The organism is Paraburkholderia acidiphila (assembly GCF_009789655.1).
GTDB lineage: Bacteria > Pseudomonadota > Gammaproteobacteria > Burkholderiales > Burkholderiaceae > Paraburkholderia > Paraburkholderia acidiphila.
This window is the reverse complement of sequence record NZ_CP046909.1, coordinates 651,073-677,041: the sequence shown is the minus strand read 5'-3', so window position 1 is coordinate 677,041 and position 25,969 is coordinate 651,073. Positions and strand designations below refer to the sequence as shown.

Sequence of the window (25,969 nt, the reverse complement as noted above, 5' to 3'; positions counted from 1 at the left end):
GATCTCCGTGCGGAAGCGAACCGACGATGCTGCATCGCGATTCGTTTAATACGAACAACCGGCACGCCTGGCTGCCCGCGCAACGCTTGAATCGCCGGAGCACCGCGCACAAGGCAGTCCGGGACATCGACTTTTAGCCGTGAAGATCCAACCCCAAGCGTCCAAGCGACCTTTTCTCCGAAGGGGGCAATTTCATGAAAACAGCACTGCGCCGCATCCTGTCCGAGTCCGCCCGTCTCGACGTGCCGCCCGACACCCTGGCGGACGACGCCGATCTCTACGCAGCCGGCCTCTCGTCGCTCGCGACCGTGCACCTGATGCTCGCGATCGAAGACGAATTCGGCATCGAGATTCCCGACCGGATGCTCACCCGCCGGCTTTTTTCCAGCATCGATTCGCTTGCTGCAGCCGTGACCGAGCTTCAGCAGGCAAAGGCGGCCGTATGAACGCGCCGTTGATGCAAGACGCCGCGCCCGCCACAGGCGCGACCGGCGCCACCGGCGAGGCGCCGGCCGCCCCGCTCACCGCCATCGAGCCGGCCGCGAGCTGGCGCGCCGCGGCGCAGCGCGCGATGCAGGTTGCAGCGCAGCACGCCGATTCCGTGGACCGCGAAGCGCGCTTCCCGACCGAGGCCTTCGACGCCCTGCGCCGCGAGCGCCTGCTCTCCGCCATGGTGCCGGCGCGCTTTGGCGGCGCGGGCCTCTCACTCGCCGACGTCGCGACAATCTGCGAAACGCTCGCCCAGGGCTGCGCCTCGACCGCCATGGTCTATGCGATGCACCAGATCCAGGTGGCCTGCGTCGAGGAGCACGGCAGCGGCACGCCGTGGCACGAAGCGCTGCTCGAGCGCATCGTCTCGGAGCAGTTGCTGCTGGCCTCGGCTACGTCTGAGGAAACCATCGGCGGCGCGATGCGCACGAGCGCCTGCGCGGTCGAGGTGGAAGGCGAGCGTTTTCGCATCGAAAAGCTCGCGCCGACGATCTCGTATGGCGCGCAGGCCGACGGCATTCTCGTCACGGCCCGCCGCAACGCGGAAGCCGCGGCCTCCGACCAGGTGATGATCGTCACGCTGCGCGAGCAAACCACGCTGGAAAAACGCGGCGTGTGGGACTCGATGGGCATGCGCGGCACCTGCAGCGAAGGCTTTCGCTTCATTGCGAGCGGCGACGCCACGCAAATCCTGCCCACGCCGTTCAGCGAAATCGCCGACCAGACCATGCTGCCGGTCTCGCACACGCTGTGGGCGGCCGTATGGACGGGGGTGGCGGGCGACGCCGTGAACCGCGCGAAGGCGTTCTTCCGCGCCCAGGCGCGCGCCAAGCCAGGCTCGGTGCCGCCTGCCGGCATGCGCCTCGCGCAGGCCACGGGCCTCTTGCAGATGATGCAGGCGCGCCTTGCCGTCGCGCTCGACGCCGCGCGCACCGCGCACAACGCCAAGCACGGCGCGAACCAGGCCGACTTGCCGCTGTCGGCGCTGCTCGGCTTCGCCTCCGACATGAACACGCTCAAGACGAGCATCTCGACCACGGCGCTGCAGGTGGTCCAGGAAGTCCTGATGATCGTGGGCATGGCGGGCTACAAGAACGGCACGGAGTACAGCGTGGGCCGCCACCTGCGCGACCTCTATTCCGCGCCGCTGATGATCAACAACGACCGCATCGCGCAGAACACCGCGAGCCTGCTGCTGGCCCAGCGTCCGGCCGCTCCTGGGGGAGTCTGAAATGAGCACGATCACCGATACGTCCGCCGCCGCGGCGCAAGAAGCTGCCGCCCGTGAAGCCGCCGCCGAACTCGAAGCCGATCCGACCCTGCGCGAGCGCCTGCTCGCGAAGGGGATCCTGATCGACACGGGCGAAAATGGCCTGTACGGGCGCAGCGCGGTCTTCGAGGACATCGTGGACCGCCTGAACGTGGCGATCTCGCACCTCGGCGCGGACCAGCAGCCCGAGCTGCTGCGCTTTCCGCCCGCCATGCGCCGCACGGACTTCGAGGACAGCGAGTACCTCAAGAACTTCCCGCAACTGGCCGGGACGATCCACTCGTTCTGCGGCGACGACGGCGGCCACCGGCGCCTGTTGCGCGCGCTCGACGACGCCATGGCCGAGCGCGACGACGACCGCGACGACGCCTGGCTCGGCCAGCAAAAGGCCACGCGCGTGGTGCTCACGCCGGCTGCCTGCTACCCGATCTATCCGGTGATCGCCCGGCGCGGCCCGCTGCCCGAAGGCGGCGCGACGATCGACGTGCTGTCGTACTGCTTCCGTCACGAGCCTTCGCTCGACCCGGCCCGCATGCAGATGTTCCGCCAGCGCGAATACGTGCGCCTCGGCAGCGCGGACGAGGTCATGGCGTTCCGCCAGATGTGGATCGAGCGCGGCTCGGCGCTCGTGCGCGCACTGAACCTGCCGCTCGACGTCGATCTCGCCAACGACCCGTTCTTCGGGCGCGGCGGCAAGATCGTCGCGGACAGCCAGCGCACGCTCGCGCTCAAGTTCGAGCTGCTGATTCCGGTGGCGAACCCGGAAAGCAAGACCGCGTGCCTGTCGTTCAACTACCACATGGACCACTTCGGCGCGATCTGGAAGATCGCCTGCGCCGACGGCTCCGTCGCGCATACGGGCTGCGTGGGCTTCGGCATGGAGCGCATCACGCTCGCCCTCTTCCGCCACCACGGCCTCGACGTGAACGCGTGGCCCGACGACGTGCGCGCCTTGCTCTGGGGCGACACGCGCGCGCGCATTGCGCACGCGCTGGAGGGCACCGTATGAGCGCGCCGCTCTCGACTGCCGAGTCGCTTGCGCCAGCGGCGCCTGAAACGCCCGCTGCGCCCGCCGTGGTCGTGCCGCTGCGCGCGCCGCGCGGCGAGCACGCCTCGCACGCGCTGCACCAGGGCGAGCGCGTGTGGGTGGAGACCAACTGCTACGTCGACCTGTGGATCGAAGTGCTGCACGGCTTCGGGCTCGACCCGCGCGCCGGTTTCGCGTTCACGGTGACGCAGGACTTCGAGGGCGACCAGTTCACGTTCTTCAAGTTTCCGCTCGAAGACCTCGAAACGCTCTACGGCACCCAGGTGCAGGAGCTGGCCATCTACGACTCGCTCGAAGACCGCGTGCACGCGCAAACGCAGCGCGGCCATACGGTGCTCGTGGAAGTGGACGGCTACTACCTGCCCAACACGCGCGCCACGTCGTACAAACGCGAGCATCCGAAGACCACGATCGGCATCGATTTCATCGATCCGGTCGAAAGACGCCTCGGCTACTTCCACAACACGGGCTACCACCGGCTGGAAGGCGGCGATTACGACGGCGTGTTCCGCAAGCTGCCGCAGTTTTTCGACCAGCCCGACCTGCTGTTTCCGTACGTGGAGTTCTGCAAGCAGGCGCGCGCGCCGCTTACCGGACTGGACCTCGCGGAAGCCTCCGCGGAGCTGCTGCGCACGCATCTCGGGCGCCGGCCGCGCCATAACCCGGTCACGCAGTGGCACGCGGCGTTTCCCGAGCAGCTCGACGCCCTGCTCACGCGCGGCGAACGGTACTTCCACCTGTACTCGTTCAACCTGATGCGGCAGTTGGGCGCGAACTTCGAGTTCCTCTCCAAGTACCTGCAGTGGCTGAACGAGCAGGGCTTCGACGTGCCCGAGGAAATCGTTGCGGGCGCGCAGACCATCGCGTCGGAGTCGATGGTGATGCAGTTCCGGCTCGTGCGGGCCATGGCGCGCAAGCGTCCGGACCTCTGCGCCGACTGCTTCGAGACGCTCGAAGCGGCCTACGAGAACACCCTGCCGCCGCTTGCCAGGTTGATGGGTTGATCGTCCGGTCGTGCGATCGTTTGTTGGATTGGCTGTGCCGGCCGGGCAGCAACCATAAGTACAGAGACAGGAGCCGCCGTGCGGGCGTTGCCAACCGATACCCTCGATCCGCCGGGCGCCCCGGCTGAAGCGGCGCAGCAAGCCACTCAGGTGGCCGCGCAGGAAGGTGCGGCCACCGTCTGGCCGCGCCCGCTCGATGCCGGCTGGCAATGCCTGACCACGCGCGCGGGCGAGTGCGCAACGCCTGCCGACTGGCCCGCCGAGGGCTGGCTCGCCGCCTCGGTGCCGGGCACCGTCGCTGCGGCGTGGCGCGCGGCCGGGCGGCTCGATATCGGCCATCCACCGGCGTTCCAGCAGGACGATCACTGGTACCGCGTTCAGATCACAGGGCATGGCACGCAGCGCCTGCGTCTGCACGGCCTCGCGACACTCGCCGAAGTCTGGCTCGACGGTGAAAAGCTGCTCGACTCCGACTCGATGTTCGTCGCGCACGACCTCGACATCGCGTTGGAAGGCCACGCCACGCTCGCGCTGTGCTTCCGCTCGCTCGCGCCGCTGCTGGCCGCGCGGCGCGGCCGCGCGCGCTGGCGCCCGCGCCTCGTGAATCCGCCGACGCTACGCAACGTGCGCACCACGCTGCTCGGCCACATGCCGGGCTGGTGCCCGAGCGTGGAGGCCGTGGGCCCGTGGCGGCCCATCGAATGGCTAGGCGACGCGCCGCACGCATTCGACACGATCGATGTGCACACTTCGCTCGACGGCGACGACGGCATCGTATCGTTCACGCTCACGTTCGTGCGCGAGCAGGCGGCTACGGAAGCGGCGCAACTCTCGTGCTCCGGCGCGCACGCCGCGCTCGCCTGGCGCGACGCGCGCACGCTATGCGGCGAGCTGCGCGTGCCGGGCGTCGAGCGCTGGTGGCCGCACACGCACGGCGCACCCACGCTGCACGCCCTCTCACTGCAACTGGGCGACGAAACCTTCGATCTGGGCCGCGTGGGCTTTCGTACGATCGAAGCAGACCACGGCGACGACGGCAATGGCTTCGCACTGCGTATCAACGGCACGCCGGTGTTCTGCCGCGGCGCCTGCTGGACGAGCGCCGACCTCGTCACGCTCGCCGGCCAGCCCGACGAACTCGCGCGCTGGTTCGCGCTCGCGCGCGACGCGGGCATGAACATGCTGCGCGTGGGCGGCACGATGGTCTACGAATCGGACGTTTTCTACCGCCTTGCCGACGAGCACGGCATCCTCATCTGGCAGGACTTCGCGTTCGCCAACTTCGACTACCCGGGCGACGACGCCTTCCTCGCCTCGGTCACGCGCGAAGCCACGCAGTTTCTCGCGCGCACGCGCCGCCATGTGTCGCTTGCCGTCACGTGCGGCGGCAGCGAGATCGACCAGCAGGCCGCGATGTTCGGCTTGACGCCCGAGCAGCGCGAGCAGCCGCTCTTCACGCAACACTTGCCCGCACTCGTCGCGCGCGAGCGGCCCGACATCCAGTACGTGACGAATTCGCCCTCGGGGGGCACCTGGCCGTTCGGCACGCGCTCGGGCATCACGCATTACTACGGCGTGAGCGCGTATCAGCGGCCCATGACCGACGTGCGCCGCTCCGATGTGCGTTTCGCGGCCGAATGCCTCGCGTTCGCCAACATTCCCGACGACGCCACGCTGCACGACGGCCTCGGCACGATCCACTGTCACGACCCGCGCTGGAAGGCCGCCGTGCCGCGCGACCCCGGCGCCGGCTGGGACTTCGACGACGTGCGCGACCACTACGTGCAGGCCGTATACGGGCACGAGGCCGCACGGCTGCGCTACGAACACCCGCAGCGCTTTCTGGACCTCGCGCGCGCGGTGGTGGCCGAACTGATGACCGAGGTCTATGCCGAATGGCGCCGCGCGGGCTCGCGCTGCGGCGGCGCGCTCGCCTGGCAGTTTCAGGACCTGCGCCCCGGCGCGGGCTGGGGCGTGGTCGATTCGCTGCAGCGCCCGAAGAGCGCATGGCATGCGCTCGCGCAGGCGTTCAAGCCCGTGCACCTCGGCATCACCGATGAAGGCCTGAACGGTCTCGACCTGCACATGGTCAACGAGACGGCGCAGCCGCTCGACGCCACGATCGAGCTGCTGTGCCTGCGCGACGGCGCGGTCAAGGTTGCCGAGGCGAGCCGCGCGATCGAGCTTGCGCCGCGCAGCGCGCGCACCGTGAGCGCCGCCGATTGCCTTGGGCGCTTCTTCGACTTCACGCACGCGTACCGCTTCGGCCCGCGTCCGCACGACGTGACGATCGCCACGCTGCGCGATCGCACGAGCGGCGCGATGCTCGCCGAGGCGTTCCATCTGCCCGAGAAGCGCGCGCTGGAGCGCCACGACCTGGGCATCACGGCGAAGCTCGAAGCCACCCCCGAAGGATGGCAACTCGTGCTGCAAACGCAGCGCTTCGCGCGCTACGTGTACGTGGCCGATGCGCACTACGTCGCGTCGCCGAACTGGTTCCATCTCGTGCCTGGCAGGCCGCGCACGGTTGCGCTCGCGCCGCACGGCGAGACGGCCCGCCGTGCGCCGCCCGAGGGCGAGATTCGTGCGATCAATGCGTCGGCAACGGTCTTTTATCCGTGACGCCAATGCCCACCGGTCGCAGGATCGGACCAAGACAGGACAGGCCATGACCCCACGCAACCTGATCGCACCGCCCGGCGCATTCCGCCTCATGCTGGCGAGTGCCGTCTGCCTCGGCCATGTGCTGCCCGTCTCGATTGGCGCCGCCGCCGTGCATCTGTTCTTCGCGTTGAGCGGCTACTGGATCTACCAGATGTGGTACGCGGAATATGCACAGCTCCCGCGGCCTTACTCAGCGTTCGTGATCTCGCGCGCGTGGCGCCTCTTGCCCGTGTTTTTCGCCACGCTCGCCGTGCTTGCCCTGTGCGTCTGGCCGCTCGGCATTTTCGCGTTTCACCTGCCGGGGCGGTGGACGTCGTCGGCGCTCAACTTCTACGCCTCGCATCTGCTCATCTTCGGCTACGCGCAGCTCGACGCCCCCGAGAACGTGATCCCGACCGTGTGGTCGCTCGACATCGAACTGCAGTTCTATATCGTCGCGCCGATCGTGATCTGGCTGCTCGCGCGCAACACGCGCCGCAACGCCATTCACGCCGCCATCATCGCCGTGGCGCTGGCTGGCTTCGTCGTGCTGTTCGGCGAGTTCGGGCCGTGGCCTGCGCACTCCACACTGCCGCTCTACTTCGGCTTCTTTCTCGCCGGCATGCTGGCCGCCTGCCACGACTGGCGCCCCTCGAAGCAGACAGCCTACGCGAGCCTCGCAGTCGCGGCGCTGTTCTTCTTTGGCTGCGTGGCGCTGCCTCACGCGCGCGAGCTGTTCCTCTGGGGCAGCTTCACCGGGCCGCTCACGCGCTACACGCTGCTCGCGAACTGCGTGCTTTCGCTGCTGCTGATTCCGTATGCGCTCGCCACGGTGCGCGAGCCAGGCTCGCGGCGCGACCGCATGCTCGGCAACATTTCGTACGAGGTGTATATCGTGCACGGCGCGGCGCTCACCGTATTTCTGCAGCACTTCGAGCCGCTTTCGCGGGTCGCCCGGCTGCCGTGGATCGCGCTCATGCTCGCGGTCGTTGCAGTGCTGTCCTGGCTGATCTATCGCTGGGTCGACGAACCGTCCGAACGACTGCGCCGCGCATTCTTCCGCTCGCGCCGCCCACGGGCCGCAACGCTCCCGCCCGGCGCGACGACGCCCATCTGATATTTCCGCCTGGCATCGGCCACGCGCTTTGGCCACGCGCTTTGGCCACGCGCTTTGGCCGCACGTTTGCCGCACTTTTGCGTGGCGGTGAACCACTACACACCGCGCTTTTCACACGCTCGCCACGAGCGCAAACGTCGAATCTAGACGCCCAAAAACACGCGATCTGTGCGCCTGCGCACGGTCGCGCGACGCCGGCCGAACGCTTTGAGCCAGCACGCTGCGGCATGCCCGCGACCCGCAAAACGCAATGCAACAACAACGAAACAGGTTCGGCGCGAGCCGCCCTGGCGAAGCCTGGCACCTGCGTCGCCTCGGCCCCGTGAAGCGCCGCCGCGCGCACGGGCCGTGCCGCCGAACGCCCGAGCCGTGCAAACCCGCATGTACGCTTGCTCTCGCGCTCATGACGTGTCGGATTCGCGCTGCGCGGCGCGCTGCCGCTGTTTGCGTGCAACCAACATTCCGTGCGCCAGCGCACGCTAGTCATGGAACACATCTGAATCAATTTCGATTCGCGGCCGCAGACGCTTCGCGACGCGCGCGAAACGCATGTTTCAGCTTTTGCAGCTCACGCAAAACTTTAAGTGCACGTCGGCCAGGCCCGTCGAATCAAGGCGTTGCGAGCGAGCCACGCTGCCCGGCGCGCTTGGCCAGTCCGCGCGCACTGTACAGATTTGAAACAAAAAGGTGGACTTTTCCAGATCGCGATCCGCGGCCTGCGCTGTTGCGTCGCGCCACTGCTCGTTTTCGGGTCCGCTGGCACGCTCCTCGCTAACAGACCTGCCATACCAGCGCGTAACCGGTGACCACAAACAAGCACCGACGCGTCCGGGGGTATACGGGGCCCACACAACGTACTCATGGCCGCACGCCAGACATCAAGGCACAAGGCACATGGGACGACGTGGCGGGGGAAAAACAGAATGCCGTGTTCGACACGGCTTCGTGCGAGGACCAATCATGCTTACCCTTCAATCCGATTTGCACGGCAATCATTTGCTCGGTGCTCTCCCGTCGCACGAGTGGCAGGCGCTCGCGCCCGATCTCGAACTCGTCAATCTGCGTGCCGAGCAACTGCTCTGCGACTCCGGCCAGCGCATCCACCACGTCTACTTCCCGACCACGGCAGTCATCTCGCTGCTCTCGACGATGGAAGACGGCGGCTCGGTCGAATTGACGGCAGTTGGCCGCGAAGGCATGACCGGCGTGCCGATCCTCACAGGCGGCGAAACCATGCCGAGCCGCGTGCAGGTTCAGCACGGGGGCTTCGCCTATCGCATGAGCGCCCAGGCGCTGCGCCAGCACTTCGCGCGCTCCGACATGCTGCGCCGGCTCATGATGCTCTACATGCACGCGCTCCTCACGCAGATCGCGCAAACGGCTGCGTGCAACCGTCACCATTCGCTTTCCAGCCAGCTGTGCCGCTGGCTCCTGAGCGAAACGGACCGCGTCGCGTCGAACGAACTCGCCGTCACGCAGCAGCGCATTGCCGACATGCTCGGCGTGCGCCGCGAGGGCATCACCGAAGCGGCGGGCAAGCTGCACGCCCAGGGCCTCATCCACCACAATCGCGGCCGCATCCAGGTGCTGGACCGCGAGGGGCTCGAAGCGCGCGCCTGCGAATGCTACCGCCTCGTGCGCAGCGAGTTCGACCGTCTGCTGCCGCGCCTGCGTCAAGCCGAAACCGTCGCCTGAACGCAGCGCAAGCAGGGGATTCGACATGTTTCGCAATACGGCTCGGGCCTTCGACGCGCTCTTCGTGATCGCCGGAGGCCTCCTCGCTCACGGCGCGCGCTACTCGGCCGCCATCGGACTCGAGGACACGCAGCGGCTCCTCGTCGCCTTCAACTGCGCGCTGGTGCTGCTGCTGTTCCCCGTGTTCGGCATCTACGAGACATGGCGCGGCAAGTCGCTGCCGACGATGCTCGCGCGCACCGCCGCCGCCTGGCTCGTGGTCGTGGTGATGGGCCTCATGCTCGTCTTCACGCTGCACCGCGCCGACTCGATCTCGCGCCTGTGGTTCGTCTACGCGACGCTCATTTCCGGCGCGCTGATCCTCGCCACCAAGCTTGCCGCCCATCTGCTGCTGCGCGTGGCCCGCCGCCGTGGCCTGAACTACCGCACTGTCGCGCTCGTGGGCGCACCGGGCTTCACGCGCACGTTGCTCGCGCACCTGGAGCAGCGCGCGCACGCCGGCTTCAAGCCGGTGTTCATGCTCGACACGACCCAGGCCGATCGCGATCTGGCGCTCGCGGCAAACCCGACGAATGCGGCGAACACGAGCATCAGCGGCCTGCCCACGTTCACGGAGATGAACGCGTTCGTGCAGAAAGTGCGCGACGAGCACATCAACGAAGTCTGGCTCGCGTTGCCGCTCTCCGAAGAGCACACGATCTACCGCTTCACGCGCGCGTTCCAGAACGACTTCGTCAACCTGCGCTTCATTCCCGATACGCGCAGCCTCGCGCTCTTCAATCACACGCTCGTGGACGTGCTCGGCCTGCCCACCATCAGCCTGACCGGCATGCCGATCCCGACGCCCCAGATGTGGCCGAAGCTCGTGTTCGACCGCGTGTTCGCGCTCACCGCGCTCGTGCTGATGTTGCCGCTCTTCGCGCTCATCGCCATGGCGATCAAGCTGAATTCGCCGGGGCCCGTGTTCTTCCGGCAAAAACGCAAGGGCATCGACGGCCGCACGTTCGAGATCTACAAGTTCCGTTCGATGACGGTGCACCGCGAAGCCGAAGGCGTGGTCACCCAGGCGAGCCAGCACGACGCGCGCGTGACGAAGGTCGGCGCATTCCTGCGCCGCACGAGCCTCGACGAGTTGCCGCAGTTCGTCAACGTGCTGCTCGGGCAAATGTCGGTGGTGGGACCGCGCCCGCACGCGCTCGAACACGACGACCTCTACAAGGATCTCGTGTACGGCTACATGCACCGCTACCGCATCAAACCCGGCATCACCGGCTGGGCCCAGGTGAACGGCTATCGCGGCGCCACGCGCAAAGTGGAAAAAATGGAAACGCGCGTGAAATTCGACCTGTTCTACATCCACAACTGGTCGTTCTGGTTCGACATCAAAATCGTGCTGATCACCCTCGTGAAGGGCTTCGTCGGCCATAACGCGTATTGAAACGCATACGGGGAAACACGTGAATGAGGTATCGAGCCAGTCAGTAAAACTAACTGTGATTGTGCCAACGTACCGCCGGCCGGCCGATCTCGAACGCTGTCTCGCGGCGCTCGACACGCAGTGGCGCCCCGCCGACGAAGTGGTCGTCGTCGTGCGCGAGGACGACCACGCCACGCACGCGATGCTCGACGCGCGGCCAGCGGGCCCCGGCACACGCAACCTGCGCGTCGCGCACATCGCGCAACCGGGCGTCGTGGCCGCCTACAACCTCGGCATGGAAACGGCGCGCGGCGACATCCTCTGCTTCACCGACGACGACGCCGCGCCGCACCGCGACTGGACCCAGCGCATGGCCGAAGCGTTCGCGCGCGACAGCACGCTCGGCGGCATCGGCGGGCGCGACATCGTGCATCAACTCGGCACGATTCTCACGGGCGCGGCGCCCAACGTCGGGATCGTGAGCTGGTACGGCCGGCCGGTGGGCAATCACCATATCGGCGCGGGTTCGGCGCGCCGCGTGCAGGTGCTCAAAGCGGTCAACATGGCGTTCCGGCGCGCGGCCGTGGAAGGCGTGCGTTTCGACGAGCGGCTGCGCGGCAGCGGCGCGCAGGTGCACTGCGAAATGCTGTTCAGCCTCGACGTCGTGCGGCGCGACTGGAAGCTGATGTACGACCCGACGATCCTCGTCGACCACTTCCCGGCGGCACGCAGCGACGATGATCAGCGGTATGTGTTCAACCGCACAGCGTTCTACAACGCTTCGTTTAATCTGCGATTCATCATGCGCGACCACCTCTCACCGGCAGGTCGCTGGGCTTTTATCTTTTACGCCACGCTGATTGGCACGCGCGCGGACCCGGGGCTTGGCCGCGCGCTTACGCTGGCATTCGGCCGGACCGGGCCGATGGTGGCCATGCAGCAGTGGTGGATTGGCGTACGCGCTCTTTTTGGCGCCTGGCAGCAGGAAAGACGCTGAAAGGGATCGGCGCGCACATGTAACGCGGGGAAAGAGACCATGCAGACAAAAACCATCATCGCGGGGTTGGCAATGTCGTCGCTGTGCGCGTGCAGTTTCACGCCCGGCGGCTTCTTCGACGAAAGCAACCTGCGCGAACCCCCACCGCCGGCACAGCAGACGGCGCCGCCCGTCTACGACGTGCAGCAGATCAACGCGCAATTTTTCGCCCAGCATCCGGACGACGACACGGCGTTGCAGACCTGCCCGCTCACATGTCTCACACCGGACACCCGCGCCGCGTACGTCTATCACATCGGCATCAACGATTCGCTGCAGGTGATCGTGTGGGATCACCCCGAGCTGACCTCGCAAGGCGGGTCGAGCGGGGGCACGCCGCCGCTGCCGGGCCTCTCGGCGGGCGGCGGCGGCGCCGGCGGTTCGGCTGGCGGCGGTGCGGGCGGCGGAGGCACACTCGGCGGCGGTGGCGCGAGCGCCGGGGGCGGTGCAGGCGGCGGCCAGATCGGCGGGCTCGAACTGCGCGTGGCGAGCGACGGCACGATCTTCTTTCCGCGTGTTGGCCGCGTGAGGGTGCTCGGCATGACTGCCGAACAGGTCCAGCAAACGCTCACGAAAGGCTTGAGCAAAACGATCCGCAACCCGCAGCTCGACGTGCGCGTGACGGGCTTTAACAGCAAGCAGATCCAGGTGCTCGGCGACGTGCGCCAGCCCGCGGGCCAGGCGATCACCGACATGCCGCTGTCGATCGTCGACGCGCTCAACCGCGCGGGCGGCGCCAACCAGGACGCCGACCTGCAGAACATCGGCGTCACGCGCGCCGGCGTGCGCCATCAGGTCGACGTCGATTCGCTGGTCTCGACCGGCAATATCAACCAGAACGTGCTGCTCAAGGACGGCGACATCGTCGACGTGCCCGACCGCTCCAACAGCCGCGTGTTCGTGCTCGGCGAAATCTCGCACCCGTCGATCGTGCCGATGAACCGCGGCAAGCTCACGCTCGCCGACGCCATCGCGAACGCCAACAGCATCGACAACCGCACGTCGAACCCGCATGCCATTTACGTGATTCGCGGCATCGATCCGCAGCCGGGCCCGAACCACACCGTGAAGACGAAGCTCGCCACGCCCGAGGTGTATCGCCTCGACATGACCCAGGTCGATTCCATCATGCTGATGACCCGGTTCGAGCTGGAGCCGCGCGATGTGGTGTACGTGCAGATCGCCCAGTCGGCGCGCTTTAACCGCCTGCTCGATCTGATCACGCCGTCGCTGCAGACGATCTTCTTCACGAAAGAACTCGTGAACCCCTGAGTACCGCGATCGAGAGAGATAACAATGAGTACCTATGACATTGAAGACATCTCGCCGGCCCGCGGGGGCGACGAGGACGAGGTGATGCGCGACCTGGTGCGCATGGTGGTCGACCAGATCTGGTGGGTGATCGGCATCGCGGCGGTCGTGCTCGCGGCGGCCGTGTTCTACGCACAGTCCGCCACGCGCATCTACTCCGCCGACGCCATGCTGCAGATCGATCCCTCGCAGCAAGGCTCGGCCACGGCGGCGGCGCTCGGCTCGCTTTCGTCCGCCGGCAGCGGAATGGTTCGCACCGACGCCGAAATCGAGATCATCAAGAGCCGCAGCGTGGTCGAGCCCGTGGTCGAGCAGTTCAAGCTCAACTTCAGCGCCGGCCCGAAGACGATGCCCTACCTCTCGCGCATCTCGCACCTGTTCGCGCGTGCGGGCCGCCCGATGCCGGCCTGGTTCGGCATGCGCTCGTATGCATGGGGCGGCGAGCTGTTCACCGTCGATTCGGTCAACGTGCCCAAGGCGCTCGAAGGGGAGCAGCTCACGCTGCGCGCGCTCGGCAATGGCCGCTTCGAACTCTTCGATCCGGCCGGGCGCAAGCTGCTGGGCGGCGAGGCCGGCACGCCGGCCGAAGGCCACGGCGTGAGCATCAAGGTAACCCAGCTCGTCGCGCGGCCCGACACCGAGTTCTTCGTCTCGCGCGCCAACCAGCTCGACGCGGTGATGGGTCTCGCGGGCGGCCTGAATGTGACCGAGCGTGGCCACGACACCGGCATCGTGCAGCTTTCGTTCATGGGCACGGACCCGAAAGCGATCACCGCGATCACCAACGCCGTCGCGCAGTCGTACCTCGCGCAACGCACGGCGCGCGCGCAGGAAGAAGCGAGCAAGATGCTCGACTTCCTGAACAGCGAGCTGCCGCGGCTGCGCGCCGACCTGCAACGCGCCGAACACGCGCTCTCCGAATACCAGGCGAAGGCCGGGACGTTCCAGCCCACGGCGGAAGCTTCGGTCTATCTGTCGGGCGGGCTCGAATATGAAAGGCAGATCGCGGCGCTGCGTATCGAGCGCGCGCAACTGCTCACGCGCTTCACGAACGACAGCCCCGAGATCCAGCAGATCGACGCGCAGCTTGCCGCCCTTGCCGCCGAGCGCGCACGCTTTGACGAGCACTTCAAGGGGATGCCGGGCACGGAGCGCGAAGCCGTCTCGCTGCAGCGCGATGCGAAGGTCGCCAACGACATCTACGTCGCCCTGCTCAACCGCACCCAGGAGCTGTCGATCCAGAAGGCGGGGACGGTCGGCAACGTGCACATCATCGACGAAGCCCTCACGCCGACCGTGCCGGTCGCGCCGAAGGCCGGCCTCATCATCTCGGCCGGGGCGCTCCTCGGCGTGCTCGCGGGTATCGGCTTCGCGTTCTGCCGTCACATGTTCATCACCGGCATCTCGGACCCCGAAACGATCGAGCGGCGCTTCTCGCTGCCGATCTTCGGCTCGATCCCGCTCTCGGCCGAACAAACGCGCAGCGACCTGCAGCTCGCCAACAGCAAGCTCGCCGCGCTGCCCACGCCCGAGCGCAGCGGCATGATGCGCGCGCTTCCGAGAAGCGTGGCGCGCATCATCCGCCCGGGGTCGGCGCGCAACGGCGCCCGCGTTGGCGAGCGCGGCCACCAGGCGGCGGCCGACATGCTGCCGGTTCCGGCGCCGTATGCGCCCACCCGCGCACTGCTCGCCAAGACGCACCCGTTCGACACCTCGGTCGAAGGCTTGCGCGGCCTGCGCGCGACGCTGCAATTCGGCCTTGTCGATACGCCGAACCGCATCATCGCGTTCACGAGCCCGACGCCCGCCGACGGCAAGAGCTTCCTGTGCGCGAATCTCGCCGCCCTCTTTGCCGAGTCCGGCAAGCGCGTGCTGCTGATCGACGCCGACCTGCGGCGCGGCCGCCTCGCGCAGTATTTCGGCCGCTCGCCCAAGGGCGGCCTGACCGAGCTGCTCACGGGCCAGGTGGACTTCGATATCGCCGCGCGCGCCACGGGCGTTTCGGGGCTGCACTTCATCGCGGCAGGCGCCTATCCGCCGAACCCCTCCGAAATCCTGACGTCGAGCCGCTTCACGGACGTGCTGCACCGCTTCTCCGACGAGTTCGATCTCGTGATCGTCGACACGCCGCCGCTGCTCGCCGTGGCCGACTCCTCGATCGTCGCGAACATCGCCGGCGCGACGGTGCTCGTGATCCGCGCGGGCGCCCACACCGAGCGCGAGATCGGCGCCTCGCTCAAGAAGCTGCAACGCGCCCGCGCACGCGTGGTGGGCGGCGTGCTCAACGCCGTGGAACTCAAGCGCGGGGCGCGCTACGGCCACTACGACTACTCGTACGCCTACACGTACACCACCGATCCGTCCGATACCCATTACGGCCAGCCTTGACGCAAGCCCGCGAAGACCGTGCGCAAACTGGCAGCAGCGCGCATGGCCTTCGCGTTACCCGACGGAGCGTCCCATGTACCGGCAGACTCCCTTCACGCGCGCGACGCGCAGCGTGATGCTCCTGTGCACCTATCTGCTCGTGGCGGCCGCGGCGTTTTGCGGCATGTTCAGCAAGCACGGTTTCGACGACGGCCCGCTGAGCACGTCGCTCACGGCCACGCTCGACGGCACCGCCAGCCGGCCATACGTGTATCGCCAGTTGTTGCCCGCCATCGCGAACGCGAGCGACGCGCTGTTGCCCGGCGCGGTGAAAGCGCACTTCCTCGCGCATCTCGCGAAGGACGCCCCGTCGCATGATCCGCTGCGCGCCACCTTCGTGCGCGCGACGAAAGCCGACGACCCCGCGCTCGCGCTGCGCTACTACATCGTGTACGGCCTCTCGTTCTGCGCGCTGGTGGCCGCGATGCTGATGCTGCGGCTCGTCTGCCTCGATCTCCACGGCGACGAGGTGGCCGCCACGCTCGCGCCCCCCATCTTCGCCATTGCGGTGCCGGCCTCGTACTTCTACGACTTTCCCGAGCTGCTGTTCATGACGCTCGCCGTCTGGCTCGCGTGCCGCGCGAAGTGGCGCTGGCTCGTGCCGCTCGCGATCGTGGCGACGTTCAACAAGGAATCGTTCCCCGTCTTCGCGCTCACGCTCTACCCGTTTTTGCGCCTGCGCGCCTCGCGCCGCGCCGCCGCGGCGTGCGTAAGCGCGTGCGTCGTCGCGGGTGCGCTCGTCAACGTGCTGGTCAAGCTGCGCTATGCGGGCAACGACGGTAGCCCGGCGATCTTCAATCTGTGGTTCAACCTGCAGTTCTTCGCCAACCCGCGCAGCTACTTCCTCTCCGAGTGGACCTATGGGCTGCCGCTGCCGCGCGCGACCAATGTAATCGTGCTCGCGGTGCTCGCGCTGATCGTGCGCGCGGGCTGGGACGCGCTGCCGGATTGCGTGCGCCGCCATGCGCTGCTGGCCGCCGCGTTCAACGTGCCGCTCTTTGTCGTGTTCGGCTTCCTCGACGAAGTGCGCGCGCTCAGCATGCTCGACGTGAGCGCGACGCTGCTGGTGTGCGCAGCCGCTTCGCGTTATCTCGTGCGCGCGAGCGCGCCGCAACGCGCCGCGCCGGCGCGCGCGGCCTTCGCGCACGAAGCGCCTGGCGTGACGGGCGGCGCGCTGGCCAGCGGCCAGGCGGCGGCAAACGGCGTCTGAGCGATGAGGTAGCAATGCAATAGCGGTGCGAGGTGCGAGACGGCGGGTGCAGGTCGCGCTCCGGGGAGACAACAAGAAAGGATGCACGTAATGAAACGAGCCAATCTGTGGATCGTTCTCGCGCTCATGGGCACGGGCGTCGCGCTCGTTTGGGGCGTGACCGCGTCCATGCCGGAGACACTGAACTGGAGCGGCTACGGCTACTCCGACTGGTTGATCACCTACGACGCCGGGTTCGTGCGGCGCGGTCTGGGCGGCTCGCTCCTCGCCCTCGTGCGCGAGAACGCCGACTGGATCAGCGCGATCAACCATCTCGTCTTCGTCAATTACACGCTGCTGTGCGTGCTGCTGTTCGCGCTGTGGCGCGCCTCGCGCTGGCAGAGCACGCCCGCCATCGTGCTCGCGCTCCTGCTGCCCGGCGGGCTCGTGCACATGGCCTTCGGCGACGAATACTTCTTCCGCAAGGAGATGCTGTTCCATATCTCGCTCGCGAGCGACTGCCTCCTTTATCTCTTCATCTGCCGTGCCGCCAAAGATCAGATCCGCTTACGCGCCGCGGGCGTTTTCTTCGCCGTGTTCCTCGCGCAGTGCGTGATGCTGCCGCTGATTCACGAAGCGTTCGTATTCATCTCGTTTCCGGCGTTCTATCTGCTCGCGCGGCGTATCGCGAAGCAGCTCGACGACCGGCGCATCTTTACGCGGCTCACACGGCTCGCGCTCGTCCTCCAGGTCGTCATGCTCGGCGTGTGCCTGATGTGGCGCGGCAACCCGCAGCTCGCGAACGAATTGTGGATGGCGGTCGACCCGGCAGTGCGTGCGTCCCTCTCGCCGGATACGCCAAACGTCCCGTACGGGGCGATGATGGTGCTGACCTGGAGCACGCTCGCCAATCTCGCCATGTCGCTGCACGTCGTCGTGTCGGGCCAGTTCTGGGAGTGGGCGGTTGGCGCCGTCGGCATTGGCGCGGTGCTCGCCTTCATCACGTCGCGGCGCGACGCGCCAGGCGGCGTGTGCTGCCCCGACCTGCTGCGCCGCCATCTCGCGATTCTCTGGTTTCTGGCGCTCTGGTCCACGCCGATCTTCGTGATCGCGATGGACTGGGGTCGCTGGCTCTCGGCGGTCGCGATGTCGTACCTGATGCTGCTCCTCGCCGATGGCCAGGCTTCGATCACCCCGCCCGACACGCGGCGCCTCATTCCCGCGCGCCTGCGCGAGCGGCTCGACCCGGCCATGCAGTACGTATCGCGCGATCTCATCACAGCCTTCGCCTGGCGCAGCAGCCGCCATGGGAAGGCCTTCTTCCTGCTCTCGCTGTTTTACTGCCTGACCTTTCGGCTTCCTGAATGCTGCATGTTGATGGGCTTTAGCCCCTTCTACCGATTCCGGCCGCTGATCGAGCAATTCCTTCACTGATCGCCCCGCACATATCAATCACACAGCGAGGAGCATGCAATGAACAACGAAAAGCGACCGGGCGCCCACGCGAAGCTCGACTACCTCGAAGCGCTGCGCTTCCTGCTCGCCTGCCTCACGATGGCCTGGCACTACTATTATTTCGGGCCGCTGCTCGGCGTGATCGGCGCCGCGCCCGTCAATTTCCCGGCGCTGCGCTACTGTTCGTTCGGCGTGGATATCTTCTTCGTCATCAGCGGGTTCAACATCATCGCGTCGGCGCTCACCCGCAGTCCCGGCGATTTCATGACGAACCGGCTCGTGCGGCTCGGGCCGTGCCTGCTCGTGTGCGCCACGATCACCTTCATGGCCGAGTTCGCCGCCGGTTACGCGCCGTCCACGCTCAGCCTGCTCAGCTCCGTTCTCGTGCTGCCGCTGCCCCTTGTGAGCGGCATCGACTGGTCGTACTGGTCGCTCGGCACGCTCGTGACCTTTTACGTGATCGTGTTCGCGGTCATGCGCTTCGCGGACATCGGCAAACATACGGCGACGCTCGCGCTGCTGCTCACGCTCTACAGCGCCGCGACGCTCGTGCCGGGCTTTCCGTTCAAGGCGAGACCCGGCACACCCTATCCGTTCGAACAGTACGCGCCCTTCTTCGCGCTCGGCATCCTGCTCTACCTGCTGATCCTCAAAAAGCGCCGCTCGCCCGGCATTTTCGTCGCGCTCGCCTTGACATTCGCGATCGTCGCCATGCGGCTATGGATGGAGTCCGCGCGCATTTCGGAGCTGCTCACGCACACGAGCCCCGGCCCCCTGAGCGGCCCCTTCATGGCGCTGGCCGCGCTCGCGATCTTCGTGATCTTTACGCGCAAGGCCGTGCATCCGCGCGTCAAGCAGTGCTATGCGCTCCTTGGCAGGACAAGCTATCCGCTTTATCTGATCCATCAGAATCTCGGCTACATGATGATCAAGTTCGCCGACAAGCGGCTGCATATCGGTTTCGACGTGCGCATGTATGTGATGGCCTGCATGGTCGTGCTCTCGATTGCGATTGCCGCGCTGCTCGAGCCGCGTCTTTCGGTTCACTATCGCCGCTTCCTCGAGCACGTGAGGCACGCCCTGCGCCCGGCCCGCGCGGGCGCCGCGAAGGCCACGCTCGGCGACGCCGAATAGCGCCTTCCATGCCCATTTCGTGCGCCTTGCGCCCGCCGCCGCGCCGCATGGTGCGCTGCCGTACAGAGCCACGGGGCGCGCGCTCGTAGCATCACCGCTGACGACGCCGGGTTGCTCCGGCAAGACGCCACCGCCGCGCGAGAGGCAGCCCATGCCCGGCGGCCAGTCGGTACTGGCCGCCTCTCGCGCGTGCGTAATGCATGCGCTCGTCGTCCTTTTGTCGTCCCTTTCGCCGCCGATCCTCCCCGGCATCCGGAACCTCACTCGGCCTATGCAGACATGGATACGCTATTCACGACCAAACCGCTTGCCAGTGGCCGGCGCGACTACGCCGCCATCCTGATACCGCTTGCCATCTGGCTGGTCGCCGTCCTCCTCGTCAATCCCACCGGCGATATCCCGCTCAACGACGACTGGTCGTACTCGATCCCGGTACGTACGCTGCTCGAAACCGGCCAGTTCACGCCGGGCGGCTACACGTCGATGACGCTCATCGGGCAGACCTACTGGGGCGCGCTCTTTTGCCTGCCGTTCGGCTTTTCGCATACGGCGCTGCGCGTCTCGTCACTCGCGGCGGCGGCCATCGCGCTCGTCGCGCTGGCGCTGCTCCTGCAGGACGCTAGGTGCGACCGCCGCAAGACCATCGTCGCGACCCTGGTGCTGGGCCTGAACCCGATCTGGCTCGTGCTTTCCGTGTCGTTCATGACCGATATCGAGTTCGCCGCGTACTCGATCGTGGCGACGGCGTTCTTCTGCCGCTACCTGCGCTCGCGCAACGGGCTCACGCTGCTCGCGGCCCTTGCGTTCGCGCTCGCCGCCGTATCGGTGCGCCAGCTAGGGCTCAATCTGGCGATGGCGATGTTCGCCGCGCTGGTGTTCGAGTCGCGCAAGGACAAGCGGGCCATCGTGGCGAGCGCGCTTGGGATCGTCGCGAGCGTCGCGCTGCTCGTCGGTCTCGTGCTCTGGCTGAAGGCGCGCCACGTGCTGCCGGTCGAGGCGAGCGACCCGACCGATTCGTTCGCCCGCAATTTCGCTTCGGCTCGCATACTCGGGATCAAGGTCGAGCAATTCACGCGCGGCATGCTCGTGCATCTGGGCTGGTTCCTCTGCCCGGTGCTGCTGTGGCGCGCGCCCACGATGATCGCGCGCTACCGCGGCCTGCGCCACGGCCGCGCGATACTCATCGCCGCCGCCGTGACCGGCCTGGTCTGGTTCGTGCTGATGGCCGCCGTTCGCCCGATGCCGCTCGATTGGGTCACGATCAACGAGAACGGCCTTGGCCCCGTGCGTCTGCACAATGCGCCCGGCACCCTGCCCGGCCCCGAGCCGCTGCCCAAGGCGTTCTGGCTCCTCATCACGCTGATCGCCGTTGGCGGCGCCACGCTCTTGCTGCTCGAGCTTGGACTGATCGCCGGAAAGCTCGTCGGCGCGTGGCGCAAGCGCCAGTTCGACACGCCGATGACCGTGCGCGCGTTCCTGCTGTTCAACGCGGCGATCTATCTCGCGCCGCTTGTCCTCGCCGGCTATTTCGACCGCTATCTGCTCGGGCCGACCTTCGCGCTGCTCGCGCTCCTCACCATCGAATGGCAATCGGACCCGAGCGAGGCACGCAAACCCGCGCGCGGGTTCGCCGCTGCGGCCGCGTTCGTGCTGGTGCTGACGAGCGCCTACGCGGTGGCCGGCACGCATGACTATATGAGCTGGAACCGCGCCCGCTGGGCGCTGCTCGACACGTTGCGCAGCCAGGGCGTGAAGCCCGCGCAGATCGACGGCGGCGAGGAATTCAACGGGACGTATACGTACGATCCCAAGTACGTCGACACGCCCGCGAAGAGCTTCTGGTGGGTGATCGACGACGAATACATCGTGCAGTTCGGCGACGAGCCGGGTTACCACACCATCGCGAGCATCGACGTGGACGGCTGGCTGCCCAACTTCCGCACGAAACTGCTAACGCTGCAGCGCAACGACCACTGAGCGCGCCACACCAGCCAGCACATACTCGAACTACGGGGGAAGTCATGGCGAACACACTTGCTGTCCGGCAAAACCTGCGCCTGCGCATCGACTCGACGTGGTACGTTGCGCTCGCCTGGGTGGCCTTCGCGATCGTTGTCAATCCCGTCGGCAACTTCCCGCTCAACGACGACTGGTCTTACGGCATCGCGGTCCAGCGGCTGTTGCAGACGGGGCAGTTTCATCCGACCGGCTGGACCTCGATGCCGCTCATCACGCAGGTGTTGTGGGGCTCGCTCTTTTGCGTGCCCTTCGGCTTTTCTTACACGACACTGCGGATCTCGACGCTGGTGGCCGGCTTCATCGGCATCGTGCTGCTAGAGCGCCTCGTTCGCTCGCACGGATGTGACGCGCGCAGCTCCGCGCTCACGGCGGCGGTGCTCGCGTTCAACCCGCTCTACTTCAATCTCGCCAACACGTTCATGGCCGACGTGCCGTTCACGGCAGCCGTGCTGGCCTCCGTATGGCTCTTTTGCCGCTATCTGAACACACGCCGGGGGGTCTGGCTGGCCGCGACGCTCGCAGCGGTCGTGGCAAGTCTGCTGATCCGCCAGTTGGCCCTGTGCCTGCCGGTTGCGATGACGATTACGCTCGCCGCCGAGCGCCGCTGCGTGCAGCGCAAGCGTTCCGCCGCGCCGTTGTGGATCGCCGCCGGGTCGATCGTCGCGTGCGCGGCGATACTGCGCCTCTTCGCGCTCTGGCTGGAAGCGCGCGGCGCGCTGCCCGCCACCTACCACGCGAAAGAGATGGCTGCGCTGCAAAACCTGCTTGCGCCGCACGGCTTGTTCACGAGCATCGCGCGCGGCGTCTTCAATGCGCTCACTTATCTGGGCTGGTTCCTCGCTCCCCTGCTGGTCTGGCGCGCGCCCGCGGTGTACCGGCGGCACGCCGGCAGCCGCGCAGGCCGCACGCTGCTCGCGGCGCTCGTGCTTGCAGCCGTTGGCGGCACGGCCGTCCTGCTCGCGACCCATCACCCCATGCCGCTTGGCTGGAACATCATCCAGCCCACCGGAGTCGGCCCGCATACGATGCGCGAAACGCTCGTGCTGCCGCCTTCGGCGTTCCCGCGCGCGCCGCTCGTGTTCTGGCAGGTCGTCACCGCGATCACGTTGTTCGGCGCGGTCATGCTCGCGTACGAGCTCGTGTGGATCACGCGCAATATCGTGCGCCGTGTGATGCGCCGCGAAGGCAGCGCCTTGCTGTCCGTGCAGGTGTTCCTTCTGGCGGCGGTCGCGGCCTATTGCGCGCCCCTCATCATCGGCGGCTTTTTCGACCGCTATCTGCTCACCCCGCTCGCGCTGCTCGCCGCACTGATCGCCATCGAAGACCAGCAGGAAGCCCAAGCCGCCCAACCGCTCGACGCGGGCGAGCGGCTTCGCGCGCGCGCCGGCGGCGGCGCGGCGCGGCGACGCGTGGACGTCATCGCGTGGGCGCTCCTGCTCGTCACTGGCGTATTCGCCGTGAGCGCCACGCACGACTATCTCGCGTGGAACCGCGCGCGCTGGCAACTGGTCGACGAACTGATGGCGCACGGCGTTCCGATCGGTGAAATCGACGGCGGCCTCGAAGTGAACGGGCTGTACGCCTACGATCCGGCGTACGTGGAAAAGCCCGGCAAGAGCTGGTACTGGGTGAATGACGACCGCTATGTCGTGACGTTCGCGCCGCTGCCGGGTTATCACGAAGTCGGCAGCGCGGAAGTGGGCGGCTGGATACCGAACTACCGCACGCGCGTTCTGGCGATGGAGCGCGACGGCGGCGCGCCGCGCTGATCAGGCGCTAGTTGCGGGACTGGCGGCGACGGCTGGGGAGTCCCGCTGGTAACTACCGCTGGTAACTACCGCGGGCAAGTACCGCTGGCAATTGCCGCTCTCAACTACGGCCGGCAACTATGGCTGGAAACTAAGCCTGGAAACTACGGCTGGCAACCAAAGCCAACAACTGTGGCCAGCAACTGCGGCCAGCAACTACGGCTGGCTCGCAATCGAAGGCGCCGCGCTGGCTGCGCGGCGCGCGTCCGCTTCGGGCGCAACTGCGCGCACGACCGCGGGCGCCGTGCGGCGCGCGTTCTCCATATACGCCGCAATCCCCTCGCACAGCAGGAGCGCTGCGCTCACATTGACCATGCTGAGCGCGCGCACTTCGTCGCCCCAGCCAAAGAGCAGATAGAGCGGCACGTTGATCGCGCAAGCGATCAACGCGTGCTGGCGCACCGCGTGCGGCAGCCGCTTCCAGCCGGTACGCACGATCGTAAAGAGTACGAACAGAATGACGACGTTAAAGCCCTTCGGCAACGGGATGCCGTAGGTCCAGTCGGTCAGCAGGTAGTTACGCGGATCGGCGAAAAAGCGCAGGTTGGTCATCAGGTTGAACTGCGCGAGGTCGCCGGGGTTGCCCGCATAGCGCAGTTTCATGATCGCGTTGACGGCGCCGGCCGCGAGCACGCAGGCGCCCACCACGGCGAGCGCGTGCCGGATCGTGAAGCGCTCGCGCAGAAACGGGTAGAGGCACACCGCGAAAAACAGGAACGATTCCTTGTTGAGCGTGGCGAGCGGCGTGAGCAGGATGAGCCAGAGACCCTTGCCGCGCGCGGCGAGCCAGACCGCGAGCGCCATGAAAAAGAGTTCGGGAAAGTCCCAGAAGTTGCCTGCGGGCATGGCGAGCGCGAAGGCGAGCGGCGCGAGCGTGGCCGCCGCCACGTGGCCGGTCAGTTCGACGCACACGGCGCGCAGCATCAGCATGCCCGCCAGCAGCGCCGCGAAGTTCATGAAATAGACGAGGTAGTAGCGCAGCACATAGGCGGGCTTGCTCGCGTCGGTGGCACGCGCGAACGTATTGGCAAGCCAGTTGTGCTTCGGATACTCCTGCTGCAGATGCCCGACCACGCGATCGGCGACGTCGGCCGGAATCGCCTTTTCGGCGAGGTTCGCGGCGTAAGGAATCAGCTGACGATACACATAGGGGCGGTCGGCGGTGGCGTCGAGCATACGCACCATCGAATCGTGTACGGAATCGTCGCGCAACGCGTACTTCGCGAAGAATCCGCAGTACGACGCCGCGGCAACCAGCACGTACACGCACAGCATCACGACGCCACGCGTGAACGCGCCGGCTTGCGCACCCGATTTTTCTGACTGCGTTGTATTCGTCATTGTCGACTCCCTGGCGCCGCGCGGACGGGCGCACTCCACGGTTTCCCACATCGTCCGACGATACTCGCGCGAAGCCCTCCGCCACCGTTCGACGGGCAACATTGCAGCCCGGCGCGAACGTGTCTGCGTGGCACCTCCAAGGCACCTTCGCGGCTATTGCGCGATGCCGCACAGACGCACCGCGCGCCCGGCCTCACCCTCGGGTTTCACAACGAGGCCTCATGGCGAGGCTTCGCAACGGGGTTTCACAACGGCGCTTCGACGCTTCAGACCACCCACCGTCAAAACCAAAAAAGTGGGGCCATCGCGCGCGCATGCCGCGCGGCGCGCAACGGCCCACAGCAATGAGGACGCGATGAACATATTGATGACGATCCACCACCGACTCGACACCAACGCCGGTGCACCGGGGGTCACGGTCAAACTCGCGAGTGCGCTGCGCGCGCGCGGCCACAACGTCGAGCTGATGTCCTACGACGACATGCCCGCGCTGCCGTCGATCGGCATCAATCTGCTCTTTCCGTGGTTCGTCCTTGCGCGCGTCGCGCGCCGTCCCGACTACGACGTGCTCGACCTTTCCGCCGGCGACGGCTGGGTCATCAACCTGCTGCGCCGCGCTTTCGGCTGGCGGGCACGGCAGCTCTCGGCCACGCGCAGCCACGGCATGGAGCCGATGGTGCACGAAGCGCTGATCGATGCGCGCCGTCACGGCCATCTCACGACCAACTGGAAATACCCGATTTACTGGGGCGGCCTGCGTATCTGGGAATGCACGAAATCGTTCGTGTGGGCCGATCTCGCACTCGTGCTCAACGACGCCGAGCGCAGCTACGCCATGCGGGAACTGGGCATGCCGGCGCAGCGCGTGGCGGTGATCGACAATGGCATCGACGAGCATTTCGCCGAGGCCGCCAATACGTCGCTGCAACGCGACGAAGACGCCGTCGTGCGTCCGCACCGCATCGCCTTCATGGGGCGCGCGAACTACTGGAAAGGCATGGACACGCTGGTCGCGGCGGCCTCGACGCTGCTCGCGCGCCATCCCGAAGCGACGATCAAGGTGCTCGGCGCCGGCGAGCCGGAAGCGGTCACGCGCGCGCGCTTCGACGCCGCCGTGCAAGCCCAGGTGATCGTCGTGCCGCGCTACGACAACGCGCGCCTGAAGGAAGTGCTCGCCGACTGCCAGTTGCTCGCCTACCCTTCGCGCTTCGACGGCTTTCCGCTTTCGCCGCTCGAAGCGATGGCCTGCGGGCTCGTGCCGGTTGCGACCGATATCGGCGCGCTGCGCACGTATATCCGCGATGGCGTGAACGGCGTGCTCGTGCAGCCGGGCAACCCTCAGGCGCTGAGCGACGCGCTGGAATCACTGATCGACGATCCGGCGCGCTGGCGCACGCTGCGACGCGGTGCGCTCGAAACCGCGCCGAATTATTCGTGGAACGAACTGGCGCGCCGCTTCGAGGCGCTCTATGCCGCGAAGTTCCAGCACAATCCTGGTATCGCCGCCGCGTAGTTTCCAGCGTAGTTTCGCTGTGTGCTTCATCCGCCGCGCTCGCGCCATGAGGC

The 25,969-nt window shown here is 67.1% G+C and carries 18 protein-coding genes; 17 read left to right on the top strand and 1 reads right to left on the bottom strand.

All coding sequences use genetic code 11. The features are described 5' to 3' along the window. Window positions 1–194 precede the first annotated feature (194 nt). The 16 genes from FAZ97_RS03045 (at window position 195) to FAZ97_RS02970 (ending at window position 23,023) form a co-directional block, all read left to right on the top strand. A complete protein-coding gene (locus FAZ97_RS03045) occupies window positions 195–446 on the top strand; it encodes an acyl carrier protein (protein WP_158757133.1) in 252 nt (83 codons plus the stop codon). Continuing rightward, a complete protein-coding gene (locus tag FAZ97_RS03040) occupies window positions 443–1,720 on the top strand; it encodes an acyl-CoA dehydrogenase family protein (RefSeq protein WP_158757132.1) in 1,278 nt (425 codons plus the stop codon). The genes FAZ97_RS03045 and FAZ97_RS03040 overlap by 4 nt, the downstream gene beginning before the upstream one ends. 1 nt (window position 1,721) lies before the next feature. Beyond that, window positions 1,722–2,768 (top strand): amino acid--[acyl-carrier-protein] ligase, encoded by a 1,047-nt coding sequence (locus FAZ97_RS03035; RefSeq protein ID WP_158757131.1) that lies wholly within the window; start codon window positions 1,722–1,724, stop codon window positions 2,766–2,768. Then, window positions 2,765–3,811 carry a DUF1839 family protein gene (locus FAZ97_RS03030; RefSeq protein ID WP_158757130.1) on the top strand — a complete coding sequence of 349 codons (1,047 nt, stop codon included), beginning with the start codon at window positions 2,765–2,767 and terminating at the stop codon, window positions 3,809–3,811. Before FAZ97_RS03035 ends, FAZ97_RS03030 begins: the two co-directional genes overlap by 4 nt. A gap of 78 nt (window positions 3,812–3,889) precedes the next feature. Continuing rightward, the gene (locus tag FAZ97_RS03025; protein WP_407671791.1) at window positions 3,890–6,433 is read left to right on the top strand and encodes a glycoside hydrolase family 2 protein; all 2,544 of its coding nucleotides are present in this window, start codon (window positions 3,890–3,892) and stop codon (window positions 6,431–6,433) included. A gap of 46 nt (window positions 6,434–6,479) precedes the next feature. Next, window positions 6,480–7,571: an acyltransferase family protein gene (locus tag FAZ97_RS03020; RefSeq protein WP_158757129.1), complete on the top strand. Its 1,092-nt coding sequence runs from the start codon at window positions 6,480–6,482 to the stop codon at window positions 7,569–7,571. A gap of 960 nt (window positions 7,572–8,531) precedes the next feature. Beyond that, window positions 8,532–9,266, top strand: coding sequence for a Crp/Fnr family transcriptional regulator (locus FAZ97_RS03015; RefSeq protein WP_158757128.1), 735 nt, complete (start codon window positions 8,532–8,534; stop codon window positions 9,264–9,266). A gap of 25 nt (window positions 9,267–9,291) precedes the next feature. Beyond that, window positions 9,292–10,704: an undecaprenyl-phosphate glucose phosphotransferase gene (locus FAZ97_RS03010; protein ID WP_158757127.1), complete on the top strand. Its 1,413-nt coding sequence runs from the start codon at window positions 9,292–9,294 to the stop codon at window positions 10,702–10,704. Window positions 10,705–10,759: 55 nt separating this feature from the next. Next, complete coding sequence (locus FAZ97_RS03005; RefSeq protein ID WP_233271621.1) at window positions 10,760–11,680, top strand: glycosyltransferase family 2 protein; 921 nt, start codon at window positions 10,760–10,762, stop codon at window positions 11,678–11,680. Window positions 11,681–11,719: 39 nt separating this feature from the next. Beyond that, window positions 11,720–12,991 (top strand): polysaccharide biosynthesis/export family protein, encoded by a 1,272-nt coding sequence (locus tag FAZ97_RS03000; RefSeq protein WP_158757125.1) that lies wholly within the window; start codon window positions 11,720–11,722, stop codon window positions 12,989–12,991. 24 nt (window positions 12,992–13,015) lie between these two features. After that, window positions 13,016–15,418, top strand: a complete 2,403-nt coding sequence (locus tag FAZ97_RS02995; RefSeq protein WP_158757124.1) for a polysaccharide biosynthesis tyrosine autokinase — start codon at window positions 13,016–13,018, stop codon at window positions 15,416–15,418. 73 nt (window positions 15,419–15,491) lie between these two features. Next, window positions 15,492–16,667, top strand: a complete 1,176-nt coding sequence (locus tag FAZ97_RS02990) for a hypothetical protein (protein WP_158757123.1) — start codon at window positions 15,492–15,494, stop codon at window positions 16,665–16,667. Between the two features lie 90 nt (window positions 16,668–16,757). Further along, complete coding sequence (locus FAZ97_RS02985) at window positions 16,758–18,080, top strand: hypothetical protein (RefSeq protein WP_158757122.1); 1,323 nt, start codon at window positions 16,758–16,760, stop codon at window positions 18,078–18,080. A 39-nt stretch (window positions 18,081–18,119) separates the two neighbouring features. Continuing rightward, window positions 18,120–19,235 carry an acyltransferase family protein gene (locus FAZ97_RS02980; protein WP_158757121.1) on the top strand — a complete coding sequence of 372 codons (1,116 nt, stop codon included), beginning with the start codon at window positions 18,120–18,122 and terminating at the stop codon, window positions 19,233–19,235. A gap of 279 nt (window positions 19,236–19,514) precedes the next feature. After that, window positions 19,515–21,212 (top strand): hypothetical protein, encoded by a 1,698-nt coding sequence (locus FAZ97_RS02975; protein ID WP_158757120.1) that lies wholly within the window; start codon window positions 19,515–19,517, stop codon window positions 21,210–21,212. Window positions 21,213–21,256: 44 nt separating this feature from the next. Further along, a complete protein-coding gene (locus FAZ97_RS02970; protein ID WP_158757119.1) occupies window positions 21,257–23,023 on the top strand; it encodes an ArnT family glycosyltransferase in 1,767 nt (588 codons plus the stop codon). A gap of 195 nt (window positions 23,024–23,218) precedes the next feature. On the opposite strand, the gene FAZ97_RS02965 is transcribed toward FAZ97_RS02970, so the two are convergent. Then, window positions 23,219–24,403, bottom strand: a complete 1,185-nt coding sequence (locus FAZ97_RS02965) for a hypothetical protein (protein WP_158757118.1) — start codon at window positions 24,401–24,403, stop codon at window positions 23,219–23,221. 355 nt (window positions 24,404–24,758) lie between these two features. Here FAZ97_RS02965 and FAZ97_RS02960 point away from each other — a divergent pair, with 355 nt between their 5' ends. Continuing rightward, on the top strand, window positions 24,759–25,916 hold the full coding sequence (locus tag FAZ97_RS02960; RefSeq protein WP_158757117.1) for a glycosyltransferase family 4 protein: 1,158 nt from the start codon (window positions 24,759–24,761) through the stop codon (window positions 25,914–25,916). Window positions 25,917–25,969: the final 53 nt, after the last annotated feature.

Coding starts and splice junctions, on each gene's coding strand:
- FAZ97_RS02970 (WP_158757119.1), top strand. CDS start 21,257: ATGGCGAACACACTTGCTGTCCGGCAAAACCTGCGCCTGCGCATCGAC.
- FAZ97_RS02995 (WP_158757124.1), top strand. CDS start 13,016: ATGAGTACCTATGACATTGAAGACATCTCGCCGGCCCGCGGGGGCGAC.
- FAZ97_RS02965 (WP_158757118.1), bottom strand. CDS start 24,403: ATGACGAATACAACGCAGTCAGAAAAATCGGGTGCGCAAGCCGGCGCG.
- FAZ97_RS03030 (WP_158757130.1), top strand. CDS start 2,765: ATGAGCGCGCCGCTCTCGACTGCCGAGTCGCTTGCGCCAGCGGCGCCT.
- FAZ97_RS02985 (WP_158757122.1), top strand. CDS start 16,758: ATGAAACGAGCCAATCTGTGGATCGTTCTCGCGCTCATGGGCACGGGC.
- FAZ97_RS02990 (WP_158757123.1), top strand. CDS start 15,492: ATGTACCGGCAGACTCCCTTCACGCGCGCGACGCGCAGCGTGATGCTC.
- FAZ97_RS03045 (WP_158757133.1), top strand. CDS start 195: ATGAAAACAGCACTGCGCCGCATCCTGTCCGAGTCCGCCCGTCTCGAC.
- FAZ97_RS02980 (WP_158757121.1), top strand. CDS start 18,120: ATGAACAACGAAAAGCGACCGGGCGCCCACGCGAAGCTCGACTACCTC.
- FAZ97_RS02975 (WP_158757120.1), top strand. CDS start 19,515: ATGGATACGCTATTCACGACCAAACCGCTTGCCAGTGGCCGGCGCGAC.
- FAZ97_RS03015 (WP_158757128.1), top strand. CDS start 8,532: ATGCTTACCCTTCAATCCGATTTGCACGGCAATCATTTGCTCGGTGCT.
- FAZ97_RS02960 (WP_158757117.1), top strand. CDS start 24,759: ATGAACATATTGATGACGATCCACCACCGACTCGACACCAACGCCGGT.
- FAZ97_RS03000 (WP_158757125.1), top strand. CDS start 11,720: ATGCAGACAAAAACCATCATCGCGGGGTTGGCAATGTCGTCGCTGTGC.
- FAZ97_RS03035 (WP_158757131.1), top strand. CDS start 1,722: ATGAGCACGATCACCGATACGTCCGCCGCCGCGGCGCAAGAAGCTGCC.
- FAZ97_RS03020 (WP_158757129.1), top strand. CDS start 6,480: ATGACCCCACGCAACCTGATCGCACCGCCCGGCGCATTCCGCCTCATG.
- FAZ97_RS03010 (WP_158757127.1), top strand. CDS start 9,292: ATGTTTCGCAATACGGCTCGGGCCTTCGACGCGCTCTTCGTGATCGCC.
- FAZ97_RS03040 (WP_158757132.1), top strand. CDS start 443: ATGAACGCGCCGTTGATGCAAGACGCCGCGCCCGCCACAGGCGCGACC.